Below are 23,841 nucleotides of genomic sequence, written 5' to 3'. Positions count from 1 at the left end.
GTATGAAGATGGTAACCAGGGGGCATTTTTTTATGAAGCTGGAGCGATTAACTAATAATAAAATCAAGATTTTTTTGACCCTTGATGATTTAATTGATAGAGGCATTACCAAAGAAGATATTTTAGGGAATTCCTTAAAGGTCCACAAGCTATTTCAGGATATGGTCGAAGAAGCATGCGAAGAACTCAGCTTTAAAATGAGTGGCTCCATTGCAATTGAAATTTTCTCCTTGCCTGCTCAAGGATTGATAATCATTGTGACAAAGGACGAAGAGGAATTATTGACAGATGAAGAGGAGTACTTGGATTTACAAGTGAAAATTGATGACTTCCCCCATATTCTGTATGTTTTCAATGACTTTGAAGATATCGTCCAATTATCTCATAGATTATCTTTTCAAGGTTTGCTTAAAAGTACTCTTTATCATTTTGAGGGAAGATACTATTTACTTATCGAAAATGTTAAAGACACCACCTATGACACGGTCATATCTTTAGCGGCTGAGTATGGCCATGCATCTACATTGACACTCTGCCGCATCAATGAATACGGAACATGTATAATCGAAAATGAAGCGATACATGTTTTGCTCACACACTTCAGTTGATGTAAAACGAATGAGACAAGGCGGCCACATTAGGAAAAAACAATGCGGTTTGCCTTATTTGTCTCAACTCTCGGCCGAAGAAGATATACGGTTAAAGTGTATGAAAACAGTTGATATGATAACGTTTTCATTTTTAGAATATTTCTAACTTTTAAATTCCCATTTTTACTCTTGCATATCTGTAACGAAGGTGTATACTAGCACATGAAGAGGACTATTTGTACATTATAGATTTTATATATGGATGAGATTTTCTAGGAGGTACTTTAATGGAATCGGCAAAAGGCAATAGCCATGTAAATGAAGAAGAAAAACACGACGTACTGAGGTCTACCCAAACTGTAATACATAAAGCTTTGGATAAGCTGGGTTACCCGGAAGAAGTTTTTGAGCTGTTGAAGGAACCATTGCGCTTATTAACGGTGAAGATACCAGTCCGCATGGATGATGGCTCGGTTAAGATTTTCACGGGTTACCGTGCACAGCATAACGATGCTGTTGGGCCTACAAAAGGTGGTATCCGTTTTCACCCTAATGTAACGGAACGTGAAGTGAAGGCATTATCCATTTGGATGAGTTTGAAATGCGGCATCGTTGATTTGCCATACGGCGGGGGTAAAGGCGGTATCGTATGTGATCCTCGTAATATGTCATTCCGTGAGCTTGAAAGGCTGAGCCGGGGCTATGTTCGCGCAATTAGCCAAATCGTTGGGCCGACTAAAGATATCCCGGCACCTGATGTGTTCACAAACTCTCAAATCATGGCTTGGATGATGGACGAATACAGCCGTATGGATGAATTCAACTCGCCAGGATTCATTACGGGTAAACCGCTAGTGCTTGGTGGTTCCCATGGTCGTGAATCAGCCACTGCCAAGGGTGTAACGATTTGTATCAATGAAGCTGCCAAGAAACGCGGCATCGATATTAAAGGGGCACGGGTCGTCATTCAAGGTTTTGGTAACGCCGGTAGTTTCTTAGCTAAATTCATGCATGATGCAGGTGCTAAAGTTATTGGGATTTCGGATGCATATGGTGCTCTTCATGATCCTGAAGGCTTGGATATCGATTATCTTCTCGATCGGAGAGATAGTTTCGGAACCGTAACGAAATTGTTTAAAAGCACAATTTCAAATAAAGAACTGCTTGAATTGGAATGTGATATTCTAGTTCCGGCCGCAATTGAAAACCAAATCACTGAAGAAAATGCTGCTGATATCAAAGCTTCGATCGTTGTCGAGGCAGCTAACGGACCAACAACAATAGAAGCGACACAAATCCTGACGGATCGCGGAATCCTTCTTGTTCCTGATGTCCTTGCTTCTGCTGGTGGTGTAACGGTTTCTTACTTCGAATGGGTACAAAATAACCAAGGATATTACTGGTCTGAAGAAGAAGTGGACGAAAAGCTGGAAAAAATCCTTGTGAAATCCTTTAATAACATTTATGAACTTGCACAATCAAGACGTGTAGATATGCGCCTTGCTGCCTATATGATTGGCGTAAGAAAAATGGCTGAAGCTTCTCGCTTCCGTGGTTGGATCTAAAAGATTCAATTCATGTATTAATTTATAGTTAAAATCATGTTCATTGCTTTATCATTGAAATGATTTGTAAAAACTCCTATCATGTATTGATAGGAGTTTTTATTATTTAGACGAACGAATTACATAGTGCATGGAAAGGCAGTGGAATAAAGATGAATGTTGAAGAAGTCATTATCATAGGTGGGGGCCCTTGTGGATTGGCTGCTGCAATCGCTCTTAAAGAAGTGGGAATACAGTCCCTGATCATTGAAAAAGGCAATGTGGTAGATTCCATATACCGTTATCCGACACATCAAACATTTTTCAGTTCGAGTGAAAAACTGGAGATTGGTGATATCGCTTTTATAATCGAAAACCGTAAACCGGTCCGCAACCAGGCGCTAGCCTATTATAGGGAGGTAGTCAGAAGGAAAGAATTGCGGGTTAATAAATTCGAAAAAGTGGAAAAAGTGGAAAAGCGTGAAGATGGGAAGTTTTTAGTCAAGACATCGAAGAGTGACTATACAGCTCTGCATGTCATCGTATCGACCGGATACTATGATCATCCGAACTATATGTGCATACCGGGTGAACAGCTTCCTAAAGTGTTTCATTACTTCAAGGAGGGCCACCCCTACTTTAATTGTGATGTAGCCGTCATCGGTGGCAAAAACTCAAGTGTGGATGCAGCTCTGGAATTGGTCAAATCAGGAGCAAGGGTTTCAGTCCTTTATAGAGGATCGGATTACTCTTCAAGTATCAAACCTTGGATCCTTCCCGAATTCGAATCATTGGTCCGCAATGGAACGATCAAGATGGAGTTTAATGCGAATGTTGACAGTATAACGGAAGACAGCGTCATCTATCATGTAGGTGATGAGGAAAAAGTCATTAAAAATGATTTTGTATTTGCTATGACTGGATACCATCCTGACCACTCATTTTTAGCTTCAATGGGCATTACTATTGATAAGGAAACTGGAAGGCCCGCATATAACGAAGAAACGATGGAGACGAACGTTAAAGGTCTTTATATTGCAGGAGTTCTGGCGGCCGGAAATAATGCGAACGAAATCTTCATCGAGAACGGCAGGTTCCATGGTGGATTGATTGCTTATCACTTGGCTGTTAAAGAAAAGTGAATTATATAAATAAGGAGCTGGGACCGTATGGAAAAAATATCATTAATAACGACTGGTGGGACTATTGCCAGTAAAGCAACTGCAAATGGTATGTTGGCCTCTGGTGCATTGACTGGCCATGAGTTGGCATCACTTTGCGAATTGCCCAACGATATCGAGGTTAAAGTGGTTGATCTTTTCCAGATTTCAAGCATGTCCATGTCCTTCGAGAAAATGCAGCAGCTTAAATCAGCCATTCAAAAGGAATTGGAGGATCCTGATGTTACGGGAATCGTCGTGACCCACGGTACGGATACACTTGAGGAAACGGCTTATTTCCTTGATGTCACGACTAAGGATCAACGTCCGATCGTAATAACCGGCTCACAACGTTCTCCTCAAGAGGTGGGCACCGATGTGTATTCCAATCTAAGGAATTCGATATTATGCGCTGCGAGTGATCTTATAAGGGACGTCGGCGTAGTAGTCGTTTTTAATGAGCGGATCTATTCAGCCAAGTATGTCAAAAAAGTTCATGCTTCCAATTTGCAGGGTTTCGTATCTTTTGGCTATGGATATTTGGGGATAATTGATAATGATGTCGTCAGCATCTATCAAAAACCATTACATAGGGAGTGTTATGATATTCGGGATCGCATTCCAAGGGTGGATATCATCAAGTGCCATACAGGCTCTGATGGCCTCTTTATTGATGCTGCGGTTACAAAAGGTGCGAAAGGCATCGTGCTCGAGGGTGTAGGAAGGGGACAGGTTACCCCTGTAATGGTGACTTCCATACAGGCTGCAATCGATAAAGGCATAACGATCATCATGACTACAAGTTCGGAAGAAGGAAAAGTTTACCCAGCTTATGATTATGAAGGCAGCGCATTTGATCTAAAACAACGCGGTGTGATATTAGGCGCTGACTATGACAGCAAGAAGGCCCGGATTAAGTTAGCTGTCATGCTGGCAAGCGAAAACACTATAGATGAGACCTTCTTTAAGTACTGAAGGATTAAATAAAATTTGGAAGACTTGATTCTTGGATTCAGTTTTTCTTCATTCCATGGTACGATTAAGGAAACGAAGATGAAAAGAGGGTCAGCTAATGCTGGTCATGTTGTCAGCGGCCATTGCGCCAGGATTGGCGCTACTGAGCTATTTCTATTTGAAAGATCAATATGAAACCGAACCGATATCGGTTGTGGTCAAAACATTTTTATTCGGTGTCTTTCTTGTATTGCCGATTATGTTCATACAGTATGTGCTCGAAACGGAACATATCTTGAATACCGATTTAGCAAATGCTTTTTTATGGGCTGCACTGCTTGAGGAATTCTTCAAGTGGTTCATACTCATTTATGTCATTTATCAGCATGTAGCATTCGATGAGCCGTATGATGGGATAGTTTACGGAGCTGCAGTCTCCCTTGGATTCGCAACAATGGAGAATATTTTGTACTTGTTGGCCAACGGGGTGGAACATGCTTTTCTCAGGGCCGTTCTCCCTGTATCCAGTCACGCTTTGTTCGGTGTGATCATGGGATATTATTTGGGCAAGGCTAAATTTTCAGCATCGAATAATAGGGTCTATTTATCATTGGCATTGATCATACCAATTTCGTTACATGGGGTTTACGATTATATTTTAGTTTCCCAAAAATTTTGGGTGTACTTTATCATGCCATTCATGATTTATTTATGGTGGCTAGGCATGAAAAAAGTAAAAAAAGCACGTTTGTTGTCTGACTTTCATGCAGAAAAACTTTCTCAAAATCAATACCTTAGTAAATGAAGAATACTATCAAAAACGGAGTGCTGGCATATTTTGCCCGCTCCGTTTTTTTGATGTTTGGAATAAAAAAGCCAGTAAAGAAGAAAATAGAATTACATTAATTCAAGAAAAAGAGGAGTGTTTTTGATGAAAGGAATTTCGTCAAAATGGAAATGGCTTTTGCTGTTTTCGTGTATTACTATTTGTTTCGGAATTTACCCGGAAACAAGAACAAATGCCTTTTCGAGCCAAATCATTCAAAAAGGTGCGGTTGGAGACGATGTAATTGAACTGCAGGCACGCCTACAAAACATCGGTTACTATAATGGAAAGATTGATGGAGCCTATGGATGGGGCACTTATTGGGCACTTCGAAATTTTCAACAAGATTTCGGGCTTCCAATAGATGGTTTGGCAGGGACTACAACAAAACAGAAGTTGACGAATGCCTCTAATTTCAATAAAGAATTTGTTCACGAACAGATCAATAAAGGGAACGAGTTCACCTATTATGGGGGAGTCCCCATTGAAAAACAGGTAAAAGCGAAAGGAAAAGGCACTACGTCTGGAGGGGCCGCTTCCGGAAAAGCTCCTTCCAAAACAACGACATCAGCCAATCTTCCAGGAGGATATTCTCAAAACGATATACAGCTGATGGCCAATGCCGTTTATGGAGAAGCACGAGGGGAGCCATATACAGGTCAGGTTGCCGTTGCGGCAGTAATACTGAATAGAGTGGAAAGTGCTGCTTTTCCTAATACCATTTCAGGAGTGATTTTTGAACCTGGGGCCTTTACGGCTGTTGCGGATGGACAGATTTGGCTGACACCGAACGAAAGGGCGAAAGAAGCCGTGGTGGATGCTATCAATGGATGGGATCCAAGCGGTAATGCAGAATATTATTTTAACCCTGATACGGCAACAAGCAAATGGATCTGGTCAAGGGAACAAATTAAAAGAATCGGAAAACATATCTTTTGTAAGTAAAGAGGTGAAGGAAAATGATCAGGAATATAGTGATTGCCCTGCTTGTTGTAGTTGTTGCGGGAACTGCATTCTGGGGCTATCAAGAACATAAGGAAAAAAATGCTGTATTAATCAACGCGGAAAATACGTATCAGCGAGCCTTTCATGATTTAAGCTATCAAGTGGATTTATTGCATGATAAGGTCGGCAGTACTTTGGCCATGAATTCACGTTATTCATTAAGTCCGGCTTTAACGGATGTTTGGCGTATCACTTCCGAAGCCCAAAGTGATGTCGGGCAGTTGCCATTGACCTTGCTTCCTTTTAATAAGACAGAGGAATTTTTATCGAAAATTGCAGACTTCAGTTATAAAACAGCGGTACGTGACCTTGAAAAAGAACCATTGAATGATAAGGAATATGCGACTCTACAATCCTTGTACACACAGGCTGGGGACATCCAGGGCGAGTTAAGAAAAGTGCAGTATCTAGTCCTGAAAAACAATTTAAGATGGATGGATGTCGAAATGGCTCTTGCATCAGGGAAAGAAAATTCGGATAACACGATCATCGACGGATTAAAGACGGTGGAGAAAAAAGTATCTGGGTACGGCGAAACGAATGAGATGAATCCGACTTTTACATCTGCACAACAGAGGGATGAAAACTTTAAAAATTTGCAAGGTGAAACCATAACAAAAAAAGAAGCCATTGCGACAGCAAAAAACTATGCACACTCAAAAAGCGGAAATATGCAGGTGAATGTGGAGGAAAACGGAAAAGGTTCCGATTTTGGATTTTATAGTGTGAGCATTCTCGATAAAGATTCCGATACCGAATTGAATATGGATTTGACAAAAAAAGGCGGTTACCCTATTTGGTATATCAATAATAGGGACGTGAACAAAACAAATATTGATTTGAATCAAGCCTATACAAAAGCCGAAGAATTTTTAAAGGAACATGATTTCAGTTCACTTGAATTATTTGAAAGTGCTCAGTACGATAATATCGCATTATTGAATTTCGTGACATCAGAAAATGGCGTCAAGATTTATCCGGATTCAGTCAAGGTCAAAGTCGCATTGGATGATGGTTCCATTATAGGATTTTCAGCGGACGAGTATTTAAAATCACATAAAACCAGGGAATTAGCGAATCCGAACATATCCGAGAAAGAAGCTAAGGACAAAATCAACAGTAATGTAAAAATAATGGAAGAAGGAAAGGCGTTAATCACCAATGATATTGGTGAAGAAGTTCTATGTTATGAATTTCTCGGTACGATTAAAGATGATACCTACCGTATTTTCATTAATGCAGATACCGGTCAAGAAGAAAAGGTGGAAAAATTAAAGAATTCCGAACCGATATACGAGAATTTAATTTAATGTTAACTGTTATCGTGAATCATTAGTTGTAGGGAAATGTGCTTAGTCACTTTCCCTTTTTCTTATTTCATGACATAATAACGTAAATGATTATTGGATAATATGGGGAAATTAATGGGTAATATTATGTAGTTTCCTTTCTGTCAAAAGGACGTGGATAACGATGTTTAAAATTGGTGATATATTAATGCTCGAACCGAAATACTCATCACAGAAGGAAAAGTTCAAATGTATGGTTGTCGAAATGGGACAGGGTTGTGTCTATACCGACTTTCCCATCAATTTAGAGACTGGTAAAACTGCATTCCTTATGGATGGGACACAGTTGAACGTCACATTTTCCAATGAAGAGCAGGCTGTTTATGTATTTGATTCTGAAGTACTTGGAAAAGTGAAAGGCAGGATACCAATGATGCAAATATTGCTGCCCGAAGCAGAAACGTTTGTGAAAATCCAACGGAGGCAATACGTGCGCCTGGATGTAACCCTGGATACAGCCATTCATCCAGAACATTCCGAGTTTCCCCCTTTTTGCGCATTAACAGAGGATATAAGTGCAGGCGGAGCTTCCATAAGGCTTTTAAATGGCACTGATATACAATCGGTTCCCCACTTATACCTGTGGATGGCGCTCACGCTTAAATCAGGTGAGATTCATTATTTGAGGTTAAAAAGCAAAGTCATTCGCGTAACGGAGAAAGAGCATGGAAATATGCTGCTGCACGTTCAATTTCTTGAACCTACAAAAAATGATGTACAGACATTATTGAGATTTATATTTGAAAAGCAGGTCGAATTAAAGAAAAAAGGTTTGCATGTTTAACATGATTGAATGAAAAACAGCGATTCCATCCATACTGCTAATATAAACAGATGGAGGGTGCGGCTTATGAAAACATTTGAAAGACTATTAATTAAAGTAATCATCATTCAATTGGCCTGCTTATTTTTTTTCCAGTTCCTTTTGAGCAGGGAGGATCAAATCTTTGATTTGACCAAGCTCTCGAGGTATGAAGGTGTCACCAGCAATAATTATACGAAAATCATTGAAACATTCAATGGGACCGATAAGTAAAAGCGGTGATTAATTTCATTTTGTCGACAAAATGAAATTAGGAATGCTCCTCCGAACCGTGATTTAAATGTAAAATATATTTTCCTTTTTATATGGAAAAAACCCTACCTAGATTGAAGAATTTAATGAAAATACTGCAGGCAAACTCGTTTTTCTATGAATTGTCTACAGTCTGAAGCGGTGATCCGCTTTTTTGTATGAAGATTTTCAAAAAGGGATAACTATTGATAGCTGTAATGATAAAAAAGAACAAAGGTGATTTTGAACCTCACATCCCTTTTATTAATGATTTTCCCGCTAGTTGTGATAAAATGAAAGGGTACTAAATAATCAGCATGATTGTATGATTCTTGGGAGGATTTATGGAAAAAAAATTATCAGTCGCAATCGATGGACCAGCTGCTGCTGGAAAAAGCACGGTTGCTAAAATTGTTGCAGAAAAGTTCAATTACATATATGTGGATACAGGTGCAATGTATAGGGCCCTTACCTATAAGGCCCTTAACCAAAAGATTCTTCTTGATGATGAACCAGCATTATCAGAAGTTCTCATCAATACGGAAATCGAATTAAGACCAAGTGAAAATGGACAGTTGGTGTTCTTGGATAATGAGGACGTGACAGCCCAAATCAGGAATAATGAAGTGACTGGTTCCGTTTCGGAAGTGGCAAAGCACCGAAGCATCCGGGAAGAATTGGTTCGCAGGCAGCAAATCTTTGCTGAAAATGGCGGTGTCGTCATGGATGGCAGGGATATTGGTACGCATGTTTTACCCAACGCCGAAGTAAAGGTATTTCTAATCGCATCTGTGGATGAAAGGGCACAGCGGAGGCATCAGGAAAATATATTGAAAGGTTTTCCTTCAGATATCGAAAAGTTAAGGGAGGAAATTGCAACAAGGGACAAGCTGGACTCGGAACGCGAGGTATCGCCACTGAAAAAGGCTGCGGATGCTATCGAAATCGATACGACTTCATTATCGATTCAGGAAGTTGCAGAAAGTATCATGTCTTTAATAGAAGAGAGGAAAAGATGACATTGGATTTTTACACATTTGCCAAGAACATCGTAAAAGGCGTTTTAACGCCTTCGTTTAGGGTTAAAGCGCTCGGAAAGGAACATATCCCTAAAGAGGGCGGAGTATTGATCTGTGCCAATCACATTGATAATTTGGATCCGCCCATAGTTGGAATGACATCTCCAAGGGATATTCATTTCATGGCGAAAGAAGAGTTGTTTCAAGCACCTGTTTTAAAGGGTATATTACCCAGAGTAAATGCATTTCCCGTGAAGCGGGGCAATAGCGATCGGGAATCCCTGAGAAAAGGTTTAAAGCTTTTGAAGGAGGGCAAGGCGATCGGTCTGTTTCCCGAAGGAACAAGAAGCAAGACTGGTGAATTGGGAGAAGGTTTGGCGGGTGCTGGATTTTTCGCTTTGCGGTCTGATGCCGTTATCATACCGTGTGCAATCATCGGCCCATATAAATTTTTGCGCCCGTTGAAGGTCGTTTACGGTCCTCCAATAAATTTTACTCAATATCGCGAACAGAAAATATCAGCCGATGAGGCTACCAAAATCATCATGGACCAAATTGGTAAATTGATTTCCGAGCATAAATAGTCCTTCATACTTGACAATTTTCTGATTTTGTTAGAATTTATAAAATAAGGGTATTATTCCTTATTGCCGATAAAAAGGAATATAACCCTATTACTCTAAAAAAACTGTTTTTATCTTTATTGGGAAAGTGTTTTTATTGAACCACTTTAAATAAAATATGTGGCCGATGAAGAGGAAATTTGCTGATCAGTCATGGGTTAAGGAGGAGTTAGTAATGACAGAAGATATGAACCAGGTAGAAGTGAACAATTACAAAGTTGGGGATCAAGTTAAAGCAACCGTTTCAAAGGTAGAAGAAAAACAGGTCATTGTCGATGTGGAAAACAGCAAGACTGATGGAATCATACCAATAAGTGAGCTTTCAAGCCTTCATGTCGAAAAGGCGTCAGATGCCGTTTCGGAAGGTGATGCATTGGAGCTGGAAGTCATTAAGGTCGAAGAAGAAGCTCTCATTCTATCAAAACGTAAAATTGACGCTCTTAAAGCATGGGATGACCTGGAATTGAAATTTGAAAATGGAGACGTGTTTGAGGCTGAAGTTAAAGATGTCGTCAAAGGCGGGCTTGTTGTAGATCTAGGCGTACGTGGTTTTGTTCCGGCTTCTCTAGTAGAAGACTATTTCGTTGAAGATTTTTCTGATTACAAAAACAAAACTTTAACATTCAAGATCGTTGAGCTTGAGAAAGACAAGAATCGCTTAATCCTCTCACATCGGGCAGTCGTCCAAGAACAAAAGGAAAAGCAAAAAGCAAACGTTTTGGATATGATTGAAAGCGGGCAAGTGCTTGAGGGCGTGGTCCAAAGGATTACCGATTTTGGTGCATTCGTGGATATTGGGGGCGTAGACGGTCTTGTCCACATTTCCCAGCTTTCCCATCAGCATGTCGAAAAGGCATCCGATGTCGTTTCCGAAGGGGATAAAGTGCAAGTTAAAGTACTATCCATCGATCGTGATAATGAAAGGATCTCTCTTTCCATTAAAGATACCCTTCCGGGACCGTGGGCAGGCATTGCAGAAAAAGCGGCCAAAGGCTCTACACTGGAAGGTATCGTCAAACGACTTGTTTCTTTCGGTGCATTTGTGGAGATTTTTCCAGGGGTGGAAGGGCTTGTTCATATTTCCCAGATTTCCCACAAGCATATTGCCACACCGCAAGAAGTGCTTAAAGAAGGTCAGTCTGTCGAAGTGAAGGTGCTGGAAGTCAATGAAACGGATCAACGTCTATCATTGAGCATTAAGGAACTTGAAGAACCTCAAGCCAATTACAATACATCGGATTATGAGATCCCTGAAGAATCGAAGGGCTTTCAGCTAGGTGAAATGATCGGTGATCAATTGAAAAAACTAAAATAAGATAATAATGGTGATGGCCTTGGAGAGAAAACAACGAAAATTAGATCATATAGAATTTGCGCTAAAGACAGGGCAGCAGCATAAAACCGGACTAGAAGATATTTCGTTTATTCACCAAAGCTTACCAGGTATTTCCTTGAATAATGTGAACCTCACAGCAGAAGTTGGCGGACTTGAATTAAGTTCGCCAATTTTCATAAATGCCATGACCGGAGGCGGAGGCCCTGAAACCGAAAAAATGAATGGTGACCTAGCCATTGCTGCTCGGGAAACAGGAATCGCCATGGCGGTCGGATCTCAAATGGCAGCCATCAAGGATTCTAGCCAGCAGGCTTCTTTTAAAGTTGTAAGGCAGGAAAATCCTAATGGTGTGTTGATTGGTAATCTCGGTGGCGAAGCAACAGTCGAACAGGCTAAGCGGGCCAGCGATATGATCGGGGCAAATGCCCTTCAGATTCATATCAATGTAATTCAAGAATTGACGATGCCTGAAGGGGACAAGGATTTTGCCGGTACCCTTTCGAGAATTGAAAAAATCAATAGAACGATCGGAATCCCTATCATCGTAAAAGAGGTTGGATTTGGGATGAGTATGGAAACGGTGCAGCAATTACATTCTATTGGTATTTCGATCATTGATGTAGGCGGGTTTGGCGGAACGAATTTTGCTAAAATCGAGAATGAGAGACGCGCAAAAATACTCGGTTATTTCAACGAATGGGGCATACCGACAGCCGCTTCGATTGTCGAAGCAGTTAATGTTTCACCACAGCTATCAGTCATTGGATCAGGCGGCATTCAAAGTCCTCTGGAAATTTCAAAAAGCCTGGCATTAGGAGCGAAAGGTGTCGGATTGGCCGGACATTTCCTCAAGCTCTATAAAGAGTTGGGCTTGGAACAACTGATTAAAGAAATAAATTACATACATGAAGATTTAAAGATCATCATGACTGCACTAGGGTGCGGTAATATTTCAGAGCTAAGGAAATCGAAATTAGTCATCAAGGGCAATACCTATCATTGGTTATCTCAAAGAGGCATTGATTGTTCGGCATATGCTAAATGAATGACCAGTAAAAGAAGCATCTCAATTGAAACGGATTGAGATGCTTCTTTTTGTTCAGGGGTAGACTTAACTATTCCTTTTTCGGGCCTCTTCAGGGCTTTCCATTCTAGTTGCCCCTTTATGCTCCAGTGATTGGTCCCTGTCGGACTCCACCCGTTTACTTTCTTTCAATTTCTTCTCTTGCCGATCTTTTCCCATGTTTACACCTCCTTTTCTAATGATAGGAGGAAGGTTTCCTCATTAAATGCCGTGCTATACGTTTATACTTTGAATAAACAAGCCATAATGTTCCTAAAAGGGGGGGCGCTGCATGGATGGAATAATATTTTATTGGATTTCATGGATAGTTTGGGTCATTGTCATGTATTTTATTCCGAAAACGGTTCCCTTTCGTTTTGATTTTTTATTTCATCTATTGGCCGTTATGGTTTTAGCTGGCTATAAACTGGATGCTCCCTTGGTTTCCGTGCATTTGAGCGGGCCGTATCTTTTCTTTATACTGTGTGTGTATATTAGGAAGAAATCCATCATCAAGATGATGGAACTGATCAGCGGAAGTCTTATTATCACTCTCGGTTATGCCAGTTTTCAACTTTTTTCTTTGCTTGATCCGATATGGCTCATCATGAAACCGACTTATCTTTTGTGTATTTTCCTGAATTATCTTATCCTATTACTTTTTAAAAATTGGAAACATCGATTGTTCGTCCTTTTAATTGGGATGATGATGGGAGATATCATATATTCTGGATTGCTTGCTTACCACTCTTTACCTTATGTGGCCCTTGCTTACGCATGGCATGATAATGCAGTGCTGGTTTTGGGCGCAAACATACTGTGGAGAATGTTGGAACTGGCTGGCCAATACATTTATTCAATATCTCAATCGAGATTTTTATCAAAACAAGGAAAAGAGAATTTTAATCAATGAAGAGTATGGTGAAAAAGATATCAAAATGGTGCAAACTGGAATTAGAAGGCTTTTATTCATACAATCATTGTTGATTGGCGAGAAATTTGTTACTATAGGATAGTTAGGGGTCTGTAGATAATCGTAAAATGCTCTAAACAATTAAAAAGGAAGCCGTATGCCGAAGCTTTCTTCATTTTTTTGGGCTGTTTATAATCAAGTTTGAGCATGCAGAGGGGTCAGCTTCACGTCACCTCAGGAACTGGGGCGTTAAGTGGACAAACTGCCCGTGAATACTTGATACATTTAACTGAACATCAGTTGCGAGTTCTCTTACTGATGAAAGATTCCTTTAAATGATGATGGATACAGCTCTTTCCTTTAAAAGGAAATAATGAAAATCAATAATGCAAAGCAACCGTATAAATGCATTCATGAATTTCGTGACTTTGACAGAGATATAGTAGCAGAAAGGGTGAATAGCAATGCCAAAACCGGTAATTGCGATAGTCGGTCGTCCGAACGTGGGAAAATCGACAATCTTTAATAGAATAGTTGGAGAACGGGTTTCGATTGTCGAAGACGTTCCTGGAGTGACCCGGGACAGGATTTATAGTTCTGGTGAATGGTTGACACATGATTTTAACATTATTGATACAGGTGGAATTGATATCGGTGACGAGCCGTTCCTGGAACAAATTCGCCAGCAGGCTGAAATTGCCATCGACGAAGCCGATGTGATAATTTTTATGACGAATGGTCGTGAAGGGGTAACGGCTGCTGATGAAGAAGTCGCTAAGATTCTCTATAAATCGAGAAAGCCGGTTGTCCTTGCAGTAAATAAAGTAGATAACCCAGAAATGAAGGATCAAATTTATGATTTCTATGCGTTAGGTTTTGGCGATCCATTCCCGATCTCCGGGTCTCATGGGCTTGGTCTTGGTGACCTTCTGGATGAAGCGGCCAAACATTTCCCTAAATTCACTGGCCAGGATTATGATGATGATGTCATTAAATTCAGTTTGATTGGGAGACCGAACGTAGGTAAATCATCTCTGGTCAATGCATTGTTAGGTGAAGAACGTGTCATTGTAAGCGATATTGAAGGTACGACTCGCGACGCGATTGACTCTCCGTATAAGTACAATGGCAAAGAATATGTCATTATTGATACTGCAGGGATGAGGAAAAAAGGTAAAGTGTATGAAAGCACGGAAAAATATAGCGTACTTCGTGCATTAAGGGCAATCGAACGTTCTGACGTTGTTCTTGTGGTCCTGAACGCTGAAGAAGGTATTCGTGAGCAGGATAAAAAAATTGCCGGATATGCCCATGAAGCGGGTAGGGCGGTCATCATCGTCGTCAATAAGTGGGATGCCATTGAAAAAGATGAAAAAACGATGAAGGATTTTGAAGAAAAAATCCGTGCCCATTTCCTATTCTTGGATTATGCGCCAATCATTTATCTTTCTGCCTTAACGAAAAAACGTACACATACCTTAATACCGGTCATTGATCAGGCTAGTGAGAATCATGCTATCCGGGTTCAGACAAATGTATTGAATGAAGTGGTCATGGACGCCGTGGCGATGAATCCGACACCGACACATAATGGCAACCGTTTGAAAATTTATTATACGACTCAGGTAGCGATCAAGCCGCCAACTTTCGTTGTATTCGTTAACGATCCGGAGTTATTGCATTTCTCATATGAGAGATTTTTAGAAAATAGAATTAGGGATGCCTTTGGTTTTGAAGGTACACCAATACGAATTTTTGGACGCCAGAGAAAATAGTAAAGGTGGTTATACCATGGTGAAAGATAAAGAAAGTATCGCAGTTATCGGAGCAGGGAGCTGGGGAACTGCTTTAGCGCTCGTGATCGCTGATAACCAGCATGAAGTGAGATTGTGGGGACATAATCAGAATCAAATCAATGAAATAAATCAAAATCATACGAATGACAAATACTTGCCTGGGATTGAATTGCCTTTGGGGATTAAAGGTTATTCTTCGATTAAGGAAGCATTGGCCGGGATTGAAATAATAATTTTGGCTGTGCCGACCAAAGCTTACCGGGAAGTGCTTGGTCAGATTGAAGAGGCTCATGATAAGCCATTGACAATCGTTCATGTGAGTAAGGGGATTGAACCTGATTCCCTGCTTCGTATATCGGAAATGATTGAGGAAGTCTCTTCGGCGGATTGGCTTAAAGATATAGTGGTTCTTTCAGGACCGAGTCATGCTGAAGAAGTCAGTCTACGTCACCCGACAACAGTTGCCGTTTCTTCAAAGAATATGAAGGCTGCCGAAAGGGTTCAGGACATCTTCATCAATAATAATTTCCGTGTGTATACAAATCCGGACTTGATTGGTGTTGAAATCGGAGGGGCATTAAAGAACATCATTGCATTGGCTGCCGGAATTACGGATGGTTTAGGCTATGGGGATAATGCCAAGGCAGCATTAATGACACGAGGATTGGCTGAAATATCCCGTCTAGGGGTGGCCATGGGGGCTAACCCGCTTACGTTTTCAGGTTTAGCTGGGATTGGCGACTTGATCGTCACTTGTACGAGCGTACATTCCCGTAATTGGAGAGCTGGAAATATGCTTGGAAAAGGGCAAAAGCTTGAAGAAGTTTTGGAAAACATGGGTATGGTCGTTGAAGGTGTCAGAACCACTAAAGCCGCCTATCAACTAGCTCAAAAGTACGAAGTGAACATGCCGATCACTGAAGCCCTGTACGATGTTTTATTCAATGGGGAAGAAGTGAAAAAGGCAGTTGACCTCTTGATGAATCGTTCAAAAACGAATGAGATGGAAGAACTTTATAACATTTTGGATAGCAGACAGCAGGATTGAAATCCGAAACTGTTGATTTTCATAAAAGAATTTCATTAAATTAGGCATTTGATGATGCGCCTTGCCGTGTATCAGCATACAATGCAACGAAAGTAAACTAGTAATTTGACCTCGGCACGGGGGATTTAGTCAAATGAGCAGAAGATATCTAATATCTTCTGCTTTTTTTTATGGGCAAAAAATCACCTGTTCTCTTATGAATAATTGAATAAGTTATTCAAATTTGCATAAAGCATTCTACATATTTCCTTGTTTTTTGTTATAAATCGACTATTTTTTTTGGTATGAAAATTGCGAGGTGTAATATGACCAAAGAATTATAAGGGAGGCCAGAAAAGTTGGTTAACTTTTCTCGCTAAAAAAGGAAGGGGAATGATACATGCAAACAGGTAATCTGAAAAGGTCTTTAAACTTGTGGCATATCGTATTGCTTGGTGTTGGATATATGACGCCGATGGTTGTTTTTGATACATTTGGGATAGTTTCCGAAAAAACGGGGGGACATGTGCCAACCGCTTATGTCATTGCTCTTTTAGCGATGTTGTTTACTGCCGCCAGTTATGGGAAAATGGTAAAAATTTATCCGCAGGCAGGTTCATCCTATACTTACACACAAAAAACGATCAATCCACATTTAGGCTTCCTTGTCGGGTGGTCTTCGTTACTTGATTATTTATTTTTACCGATGGTGAATGGCATATTAACAAAAATATACTTAACAGCTCTTTTTCCGGAGGTGTACCCGTGGATATGGGTGGTGGCATTTGTCCTTTTAATGACAGGCATTAACTTATTCAATGTTAATTTTGCCGCCAACTTTAATAGCTTCCTTGTTTTTTTTCAAATGTTGGTGATTCTTATATTTGTGGCGCTTGTCGTTAAAGGGGTCATGGGTGGAGAAGGGACTGGAGAGGTCTTATCGGTTCAGCCATTCTTCGGGCATCATATGGAAATGTCGACGCTCATAACTGGTGCTACAATCCTTTGTTTTTCTTTCTTGGGGTTTGACGCTGTCACTACTTTATCGGAAGAAACACCGAATCCAGCTAAAACGGTTCCCCGGGCCATCTTTTTGACCGCCCTTATCGGAGGGGTTTTATTTGTGACGGCATCATTCTTTACACAGTTATTTTTCCCGGATGTTTCCCGTTTTGACGATCCAGAAGCAGCTTCTCCGGAAATTGCCCTTTTTGTGGGCGGGAAGTTATTTCAAGCCTTCTTTCTTGCAGGAACTTTATGCGGTACACTTGCCTCCGGGCTTGCATCCCATGCTAGTGTTTCTAGGTTGCTATATGTCATGGGACGTGACCAAATGATCCCGAAAAAACTATTTGGGTTCGTCCACCCAAAATACAACACGCCATTTTTTAATGTCATATTTGTTGGGTCCATATCATTGGTTGCCTTATTCCTTGATTTGGTTACCGCCACTTCCCTCATAAACTTTGGAGCATTAATTGCTTTTACTTTCGTGAATATTTGTGTAATCGTCCATTCAATAAGAAACAAAAGCTTCAGAACGATTAAAGGATTTCTTTCAACTATTCTGTCCCCGGTTTTAGGTGCTGCATCGGTCTTCATCCTTTGGCTTAATCTCGAGACGAGTTCATTGATCCTAGGAATTGTATGGGCGGTAATTGGGATTGGTTATCTTCTGTATCGGACAAAATGGTTTACGGAATCCCCCCCGCTATTCCGTTTTGAAGAGGCACAGTGAATTTACTCACTTCATGAACGAAGGAGTCTGTTATATGGCTGATGAGAAAATGAAAAGGTCTTTAACGCTCTTTCTATTCGGTTTTTTGTCCATGGAATTAGCAACAGTGATTTAGCGCTTATGGAATTGCTGCAGAGATGTCACGTGGAATGGTTCCGGAGGCCTGCTTGTTCGCTTTAATGATGATGCTTTTCACAGCATATATTATGGACAGATGGCAAAGGTCATTCCTTCGGCAGGTTCGGTATATGCGTACGCGCAAAGTTCTATCAATACATATGCCGGTTTTCTTAGATCGATTTTTTATCCATTTAAATGGTCAATTACTTGTTTTCGGCATTTTTTCTTCTCTGCAGCTTTTCCTTTTGTACCGGCTTTTGCATGGGTACTGAATTTACTGATTATTGTGACGGTTATCGATATCATGGGGGTGAAACCGGCTGCGTTCTGTACTAAGGCTGCTTTTTCATAGCCATATTCATCGTTTTATCTATCCTGTTCAGGAATAATAAGAAAAGGTGAACGGTCCTTATAAAATAAGTCTAGGGTGCATAGCAGGTTTTTAGGTCAAAAGGGTCCGTTAAAGGACCCTTTTGTTGTGGAATGGATAAAGGTAAATGCTGGATATGAGTAATCGTACATGTAATTTTTTATCTAGCAATTCAGAATTGTGATAAAATATAGGTTAGGTTACAAAAGGAGAGTGAAACTGTGTTATCTATTCCGGATGATAAAATAAGACCATTCATAACTATAACAATTGATCAGCCTACATTATCAGACCAAAAAATTCATGAGATACAGGAACCTTTCTTCTTTCTTATGAAGGAAAATCAAGTGTTTGCGTATATCCGCATGGATGACCTCCCGTTAAATGAAAAAATAACGACAGTCGATCAGCTTTTACAGTATGCTTTTTCGATTGATAATGTCTGTAAATTAACCCCTAACATATCCTTGCCGCTTCTGTTTCAAATTATCGGTGAACCTATCGTGCTGATAAAAACGGATGATGGCCTGCTTACCGGTTATGTAAAAAGGGAAGATGTGTTAGCAGAATTATTCAAGCAGGACAGCAAACAAAATTTAGACCTGCTAAATGTTATTTTAACCTCCATTCCTATGGGGATTTTTGTAGCTGATAAAGAAAAAAATATCGTGAACTTCAATGAATCAGGCTTGAAGATGATAAAAAAGCCTTCTGAACAAGTCCTAAATGAACCTGCTGCGGACATCTTCAATAAGCAGCATATACATAGCGTGTTTGCCAGCGGGAGCAGTATTCTGAATCAGTTGGAGATTACTGATGTCATGAGTGTGCTTGTCGACTATAGCCCGATTCTGAACCATGAAAAAGAAGTCGAAGGCCTGATCATCATCGTTCAGGATTTACCGATGGTTGAGGAAATGGCCATGGAAATAGAATTGATTAAAAGCTCGAATAAAGACTTGAATGCCATTTTAGCGAATATCTATGATGAAATACTTGTAGTCAATCAAAAAGGAGAGCTGCTGCGTTATAGTGACAGCATCATCTCAGGATTCTGGGGGAAGAATTTAAAAGATTATATCGGGAAGAATCTTTTGCAATTAGAAGATGAAGGGATTTTTAATCCTTCGGTCACCCGGTTAGTCCTTGAACAAAAAAAGAAAGTATCGATTGTCCAAGATACTAAAATGAATAAAAAAGTCCTTTCCGTCGGCACCCCTGTATTCAATGAAAAAGGGGATATAGATCGAATCGTCATTGCATCAAGGGATATAACGGAAACGACACAATTGAAATCGGAATTAAATGAAATGAGGAAAGAACTGGATTCATTCAAAAAACAGGATCAATTTTATAAAGAGTTGGTTTTTGCAAGTCCTAAAATGGAGCAGATCATCAGCCAAGTTAAGAAAATCGCTCATTTCTCATCAACTGTATTGATCAACGGGGAGTCGGGAGTAGGTAAAGAAGTGATAGCCGAAGCCATTCATAAAATGGGCAGGCGGTCCAAGCAGCCTTTCCTTAAGATAAATTGCGGGGCGATTCCGGAAAACCTCCTCGAAAGTGAATTGTTTGGTTATACGAAGGGATCCTTTACAGGAGCGGATAAAAATGGGAAGGTAGGATACTTTCAACAGGCCAATAAAGGTGTTTTATTCCTTGATGAAGTGGGTGACATGCCCATACACCTGCAAGTTAAGCTGCTGCGGGTCCTCCAGGAACAGGAAGTGATTCCGATTGGCAGCACTACACCCATTTCCATTGATGTTCAAATTGTTGCGGCCACGAATAAGAGTCTGGAAAAAATGGTTGAGATGGGGACGTTCAGAGAAGATTTATTCTATAGATTAAACGTCATTCCCATACATGTGCCCCCTTTAAGGGAAAGGCCGGAGGATATACCGCCGCTAGCCTTTCATTTCCTGCAAAAACTGAATGAAAGGTATCAGCGGAATTACCACTTTTCCCCCGATGCATTAAATATACTGGAAGTCTATACATGGCCGGGGAACATCCGTGAATTGCAGAACATGATTGAAAGATTGGTTGTTTCTGCAGATGAAGAGATGATCGATGCTGATTTCATTCAAAGGTTCATACCTGTGGGCAGTGACTTTAAACAATCGAAACCCATCATTACGAGAATCCTTCCGCTGCAGGAAGCAATGGATCATGTCGAAGAGCAATTGATCATGCTTGCCATGAAACAGTATAAAACCACGACCAAAGCGGCAAAAGCGCTCGGGATAAGTCAATCGTCAGTGAGCAGGAAGTATCAAAAAGTGTTAGCTGAACAGAGTAAGAAAATCGAAAAAAATGCATATTGAATAAAAGCCGTTGCCGAGTGATGAAAAATCACTTGTCAACGGCTTTTATTTTTATAAGAGCATTTTCGAAGCTTTCTAATGATTTCGCAAGGTTGATTATGCAAAGTGAAATATCGATATGCAAATTTGCATAATTTTAGCGTAATTTATCAAAAAGAATGCGGTTTTATTGGGTTATTAACTTGGCATGGTTCTTGCTTGATTAGTAAGTATAAGAAAAAAGGGAGGTAAGCATCAAAGTTTTATAAAATAAGCAATCTCAGTTAACCATCCACTAAAGTTATAAAAAAAAGGAGCTTATAAAATGTCAATTAACGTAGAAAGTAAAAACACTCAAGCTAACCAATCAGCAACCCAAGATTATATTAAAAAAGTGCTTCAATTAATCGAGCAAAAAGAAATTTCAAAAGAAGATGCGCAGTGGGTAACAAAAGAAACGGTCGAGAATTTCCGTAACCATGTAAACCCTGGATTTTTGGAATATCGGAAGACGGTCACTAAAGATACGCAATTTGCTTCGGTGGAGTGGTCTGATCAAGATTCCTGTTTTACGGATGTAAATGGAAAAAAATATATTGATTGTTTAGGCGGGTTTGGTATTTATAATGTTGGCCATCGTAACCCTAAAGTAGTAAAGGCAGTAACCGATCAGTTACAAAGACAAGCCCTTCATAGCCAGGACTTACTTGACCCATTACGTGCAATGCTTGCCAAGATCCTTGCCGAAATCACGCCGGGAGATCTAAAATACTCGTTCTTTACGAACAGCGGTACCGAGAGCGTGGAGGCTGCACTTAAGCTGGCTAAAATGTACAGTGACAAATACACGATCATTTCCACGACAAAATCATTTCATGGGAAAAGCCTTGGTTCCCTATCGGCAACGGCAAAGGGCATGTTCAGAAAACCGTTCATCCCGTTGGTACCAGGTGTGCGTCATGTACCATTCGGTGATGTGGATATGATGAGAAAAACGTTTGAAAGTTGTGCATTGGTCGGTGAAGATGTTGCTGCTGTGCTGTTAGAGCCTATTCAAGGTGAAGGAGGGGTCATTCTTCCTCCGCAAGATTATTTAAAGCAGGTTCGGGCATTGTGTGACGAATATGATGCGTTATTGATCTTGGATGAAGTGCAAACAGGAATGGGACGGACAGGTAAAATGTTCGCTTCTGAGCTATATGATGTTGTTCCGGACATTATTTGTTTAGCGAAAGCATTTGGCGGCGGAGTAATGCCTGCAGGGGCTGTCGTAGCCAATGAGAAAGTGTTTAAAAGCTGGTTCGACAATCCGTTCATGCACACTACGACATTTGGTGGAAATCCACTAGCTTGTGCTGCGGCCATTGCTACGATCGACGTACTTTTGGAAGAAAACTTACCGCAGCGTGCTGCAGAAGTTGGTGAATACTTCTTAAATGGGTTAAGGGAAGTGGCTGCTGAGCACAAAGATAAGGTTTTGGAAATCCGCGGCCAAGGATTGATGATTGGCATTGAGTTCCATAAAGATGAAGTGGGTTATGAATTCTCAAAAGCCCTCTTTGATAAAGGCATCTTGGTGGCAGGTACGCTTATCAATTCCAAAACAATCAGGATTGAGCCGTCATTGACTATTCAGTTGGATGAAGTCGATACAGTCATTAAAGCGTTTAAAGAGGTCTTGCCGACGCTTCAATCTTAATTTAAAAAAGCAGAAAAACAGCCTTTGGGCTGTTTTTTTGTTGCTTGGAGGTAGGCGGTATGTTAATAACTTACAATACTTAATTCTCGTTTTATATTTTTTCATGAAAATGAGTCATGAAAACGGGAATTATACAGATTGGACAAGGATTTAATTCCTTTAACGTAATTTGGTATGTTATAATAATTTCTGGAAAAAGGAGTGATGAAGATATGACACCAGCTCTGCAAAAAATGTGGATATCCTTTATAGCAATGGGCTTTATGATTATCTCTATATTTCTAATCTACTTAAGCCGCTATAAATTAAAAGGCTTTTGGAGAGTCTTGACAGCAATTATCGCATACATACTTATGATTCTGGCCGGCTTGATCATCCTTATCGTTGTTCTTAGCGGGCCAACCACTTGATAGGTGAGGAGAAATGATGAGAAATTTTTTCAAAATATTATGTTTATTTTGCATCTCTGTATCATTATCTGGCTGCTTATATCCGGAGAAGCAAAAAATGCAAAACCAATTGCCTTATAAAGAGCAAATACAATCCGTCCAAAGTGCAGTGGATCAATTTCAGAAAGATGAAGGGGGCATACTGCCCATCGTTACAAAAGATGCAGGTACACCGATTTATCAAAAATATGTCATAAAATTTTCAAAGATTTCACCGAGGTATATGGCTGAACCTCCGGACAATGCATTTGAATCCGGAGGCGTCTTTCAATACATCCTCGTTAATGTTGAAAATGATCCGACCGTAAAGCTGTTGGATGTCAGGATGGCGCAGAGGATTCAGGATGTTTCCTTGAGATTGACTGCCTATCAGCAAAGCAACGGATACCCGCCATTTAAGGAAAGGTTATCCGATAATGTCTTCACGCTTGATTATGAAAAAATGGGCCTGAAGGAAGCTCCGACGGTCACGAGTCCATTTTCACAAAAAGACTTATATCTCGTAGTTGATGGTCAAGGCAGTATTTTTGTTGATTATACCCCGGATTTAATTGAGGCATTGAAGAAGCATGAGGGGGAAATGAAGCCAGGTGAAGATATCCGGGAACTGCTGGTGCAGAGTTCGGAGTTCGTCCCTGCCTATTCCTTGCCATATACAATTGATGAAAAAACAAAAAAACCAATATTCCTTACAAAATAGGCATAACCCTTCTTCTGCAAAATATATTGTAGGGGAAGGGTTATTTCTTTTATCTTTATTTCATCTTACTTTTAAAATAACAACCCTTATATAAAATTTCTGGTGGAGGAAGGGATTGAACCAGGGAAATAATTGGAATAAATTTTTAGGACAACATCATAGATATATAATGTCCTAAATAAATGCAAATGGATAAACGA

Annotated in this window: 22 protein-coding genes; 21 read left to right on the top strand and 1 reads right to left on the bottom strand. The window is 40.2% G+C overall.

What is annotated here, in order from left to right:
* Nucleotides 1-32: 32 nt before the first annotated feature.
* From ABC374_RS15360 to fni, 13 genes are all read left to right on the top strand, one after another.
* Complete coding sequence (locus tag ABC374_RS15360; protein WP_101222440.1) at nt 33-608, top strand: genetic competence negative regulator; 576 nt, start codon at nt 33-35, stop codon at nt 606-608.
* A gap of 269 nt (nt 609-877) precedes the next feature.
* A complete protein-coding gene (locus ABC374_RS15355) occupies nt 878-2,155 on the top strand; it encodes a Glu/Leu/Phe/Val family dehydrogenase (protein WP_048681753.1) in 1,278 nt (425 codons plus the stop codon).
* A 152-nt stretch (nt 2,156-2,307) separates the two neighbouring features.
* A complete protein-coding gene (locus ABC374_RS15350) occupies nt 2,308-3,276 on the top strand; it encodes a YpdA family putative bacillithiol disulfide reductase (RefSeq protein ID WP_350299382.1) in 969 nt (322 codons plus the stop codon).
* Nucleotides 3,277-3,303: 27 nt separating this feature from the next.
* On the top strand, nt 3,304-4,269 hold the full coding sequence (locus ABC374_RS15345; RefSeq protein ID WP_413018745.1) for an asparaginase: 966 nt from the start codon (nt 3,304-3,306) through the stop codon (nt 4,267-4,269).
* A gap of 97 nt (nt 4,270-4,366) precedes the next feature.
* Nucleotides 4,367-5,053 (top strand): glutamic-type intramembrane protease PrsW, encoded by a 687-nt coding sequence (gene prsW, locus ABC374_RS15340; RefSeq protein ID WP_350299380.1) that lies wholly within the window; start codon nt 4,367-4,369, stop codon nt 5,051-5,053.
* 126 nt (nt 5,054-5,179) lie between these two features.
* The gene (sleB, locus tag ABC374_RS15335; protein ID WP_413018742.1) at nt 5,180-6,019 is read left to right on the top strand and encodes a spore cortex-lytic enzyme; all 840 of its coding nucleotides are present in this window, start codon (nt 5,180-5,182) and stop codon (nt 6,017-6,019) included.
* A gap of 14 nt (nt 6,020-6,033) precedes the next feature.
* Nucleotides 6,034-7,389 carry a germination protein YpeB gene (gene ypeB / locus ABC374_RS15330; RefSeq protein ID WP_413018740.1) on the top strand — a complete coding sequence of 452 codons (1,356 nt, stop codon included), beginning with the start codon at nt 6,034-6,036 and terminating at the stop codon, nt 7,387-7,389.
* A gap of 163 nt (nt 7,390-7,552) precedes the next feature.
* A complete protein-coding gene (locus tag ABC374_RS15325) occupies nt 7,553-8,212 on the top strand; it encodes a flagellar brake protein (protein ID WP_413018738.1) in 660 nt (219 codons plus the stop codon).
* A gap of 66 nt (nt 8,213-8,278) precedes the next feature.
* Nucleotides 8,279-8,464, top strand: coding sequence for a YpfB family protein (locus tag ABC374_RS15320; protein ID WP_133347608.1), 186 nt, complete (start codon nt 8,279-8,281; stop codon nt 8,462-8,464).
* A 362-nt stretch (nt 8,465-8,826) separates the two neighbouring features.
* Entirely contained in the window at nt 8,827-9,501 is a 675-nt protein-coding gene (cmk, locus tag ABC374_RS15315; RefSeq protein ID WP_350299376.1) for a (d)CMP kinase, read from the top strand.
* Nucleotides 9,498-10,085: a lysophospholipid acyltransferase family protein gene (locus ABC374_RS15310; RefSeq protein ID WP_350299375.1), complete on the top strand. Its 588-nt coding sequence runs from the start codon at nt 9,498-9,500 to the stop codon at nt 10,083-10,085. Before cmk ends, ABC374_RS15310 begins: the two co-directional genes overlap by 4 nt.
* 214 nt (nt 10,086-10,299) lie before the next feature.
* Nucleotides 10,300-11,439, top strand: coding sequence for a 30S ribosomal protein S1 (gene rpsA, locus ABC374_RS15305; protein WP_413018735.1), 1,140 nt, complete (start codon nt 10,300-10,302; stop codon nt 11,437-11,439).
* 19 nt (nt 11,440-11,458) lie between these two features.
* Complete coding sequence (gene fni / locus ABC374_RS15300; RefSeq protein ID WP_413018733.1) at nt 11,459-12,505, top strand: type 2 isopentenyl-diphosphate Delta-isomerase; 1,047 nt, start codon at nt 11,459-11,461, stop codon at nt 12,503-12,505.
* A 66-nt stretch (nt 12,506-12,571) separates the two neighbouring features.
* Here fni and ABC374_RS15295 read toward each other — a convergent pair whose 3' ends face one another.
* Nucleotides 12,572-12,703, bottom strand: a complete 132-nt coding sequence (locus ABC374_RS15295) for a YpzI family protein (protein ID WP_101222431.1) — start codon at nt 12,701-12,703, stop codon at nt 12,572-12,574.
* Between the two features lie 112 nt (nt 12,704-12,815).
* Between ABC374_RS15295 and ABC374_RS15290 the strand changes: the two genes are divergently transcribed.
* From ABC374_RS15290 to ABC374_RS15255, 8 genes are all read left to right on the top strand, one after another.
* The gene (locus ABC374_RS15290) at nt 12,816-13,436 is read left to right on the top strand and encodes a YphA family membrane protein (protein WP_350299372.1); all 621 of its coding nucleotides are present in this window, start codon (nt 12,816-12,818) and stop codon (nt 13,434-13,436) included.
* A gap of 464 nt (nt 13,437-13,900) precedes the next feature.
* Entirely contained in the window at nt 13,901-15,211 is a 1,311-nt protein-coding gene (gene der, locus ABC374_RS15285) for a ribosome biogenesis GTPase Der (RefSeq protein ID WP_137016033.1), read from the top strand.
* Between the two features lie 16 nt (nt 15,212-15,227).
* Nucleotides 15,228-16,280, top strand: coding sequence for an NAD(P)H-dependent glycerol-3-phosphate dehydrogenase (locus tag ABC374_RS15280; RefSeq protein ID WP_413018730.1), 1,053 nt, complete (start codon nt 15,228-15,230; stop codon nt 16,278-16,280).
* A gap of 379 nt (nt 16,281-16,659) precedes the next feature.
* On the top strand, nt 16,660-17,997 hold the full coding sequence (locus ABC374_RS15275; RefSeq protein WP_413018728.1) for an APC family permease: 1,338 nt from the start codon (nt 16,660-16,662) through the stop codon (nt 17,995-17,997).
* Nucleotides 17,998-18,708: 711 nt separating this feature from the next.
* Nucleotides 18,709-20,814, top strand: coding sequence for a sigma 54-interacting transcriptional regulator (locus tag ABC374_RS15270; RefSeq protein WP_350299369.1), 2,106 nt, complete (start codon nt 18,709-18,711; stop codon nt 20,812-20,814).
* A gap of 304 nt (nt 20,815-21,118) precedes the next feature.
* On the top strand, nt 21,119-22,492 hold the full coding sequence (locus tag ABC374_RS15265) for a putrescine aminotransferase (protein WP_350299368.1): 1,374 nt from the start codon (nt 21,119-21,121) through the stop codon (nt 22,490-22,492).
* Between the two features lie 212 nt (nt 22,493-22,704).
* Complete coding sequence (locus ABC374_RS15260; protein WP_101222425.1) at nt 22,705-22,902, top strand: DUF2768 domain-containing protein; 198 nt, start codon at nt 22,705-22,707, stop codon at nt 22,900-22,902.
* Nucleotides 22,903-22,918: 16 nt separating this feature from the next.
* A complete protein-coding gene (locus tag ABC374_RS15255; protein ID WP_413020377.1) occupies nt 22,919-23,641 on the top strand; it encodes a hypothetical protein in 723 nt (240 codons plus the stop codon).
* Nucleotides 23,642-23,841: the final 200 nt, after the last annotated feature.

Origin of the sequence: Peribacillus phoenicis (assembly GCF_047238085.1) — a bacterium.
Classification (GTDB): domain Bacteria; phylum Bacillota; class Bacilli; order Bacillales; family DSM-1321; genus Peribacillus.
Note: the sequence above shows the minus strand (reverse complement) of the source record. Positions and strands in the feature narration are given on the sequence as shown.

Coding starts and splice junctions, on each gene's coding strand:
- ABC374_RS15360 (WP_101222440.1), top strand. CDS start 33: ATGAAGCTGGAGCGATTAACTAATAATAAAATCAAGATTTTTTTGACC.
- ABC374_RS15355 (WP_048681753.1), top strand. CDS start 878: ATGGAATCGGCAAAAGGCAATAGCCATGTAAATGAAGAAGAAAAACAC.
- ABC374_RS15350 (WP_350299382.1), top strand. CDS start 2,308: ATGAATGTTGAAGAAGTCATTATCATAGGTGGGGGCCCTTGTGGATTG.
- ABC374_RS15345 (WP_413018745.1), top strand. CDS start 3,304: ATGGAAAAAATATCATTAATAACGACTGGTGGGACTATTGCCAGTAAA.
- prsW (WP_350299380.1), top strand. CDS start 4,367: ATGCTGGTCATGTTGTCAGCGGCCATTGCGCCAGGATTGGCGCTACTG.
- sleB (WP_413018742.1), top strand. CDS start 5,180: ATGAAAGGAATTTCGTCAAAATGGAAATGGCTTTTGCTGTTTTCGTGT.
- ypeB (WP_413018740.1), top strand. CDS start 6,034: ATGATCAGGAATATAGTGATTGCCCTGCTTGTTGTAGTTGTTGCGGGA.
- ABC374_RS15325 (WP_413018738.1), top strand. CDS start 7,553: ATGTTTAAAATTGGTGATATATTAATGCTCGAACCGAAATACTCATCA.
- ABC374_RS15320 (WP_133347608.1), top strand. CDS start 8,279: ATGAAAACATTTGAAAGACTATTAATTAAAGTAATCATCATTCAATTG.
- cmk (WP_350299376.1), top strand. CDS start 8,827: ATGGAAAAAAAATTATCAGTCGCAATCGATGGACCAGCTGCTGCTGGA.
- ABC374_RS15310 (WP_350299375.1), top strand. CDS start 9,498: ATGACATTGGATTTTTACACATTTGCCAAGAACATCGTAAAAGGCGTT.
- rpsA (WP_413018735.1), top strand. CDS start 10,300: ATGACAGAAGATATGAACCAGGTAGAAGTGAACAATTACAAAGTTGGG.
- ABC374_RS15295 (WP_101222431.1), bottom strand. CDS start 12,703: ATGGGAAAAGATCGGCAAGAGAAGAAATTGAAAGAAAGTAAACGGGTG.
- ABC374_RS15290 (WP_350299372.1), top strand. CDS start 12,816: ATGGATGGAATAATATTTTATTGGATTTCATGGATAGTTTGGGTCATT.
- der (WP_137016033.1), top strand. CDS start 13,901: ATGCCAAAACCGGTAATTGCGATAGTCGGTCGTCCGAACGTGGGAAAA.
- ABC374_RS15280 (WP_413018730.1), top strand. CDS start 15,228: ATGGTGAAAGATAAAGAAAGTATCGCAGTTATCGGAGCAGGGAGCTGG.
- ABC374_RS15275 (WP_413018728.1), top strand. CDS start 16,660: ATGCAAACAGGTAATCTGAAAAGGTCTTTAAACTTGTGGCATATCGTA.
- ABC374_RS15265 (WP_350299368.1), top strand. CDS start 21,119: ATGTCAATTAACGTAGAAAGTAAAAACACTCAAGCTAACCAATCAGCA.
- ABC374_RS15260 (WP_101222425.1), top strand. CDS start 22,705: ATGACACCAGCTCTGCAAAAAATGTGGATATCCTTTATAGCAATGGGC.
- ABC374_RS15255 (WP_413020377.1), top strand. CDS start 22,919: ATGAGAAATTTTTTCAAAATATTATGTTTATTTTGCATCTCTGTATCA.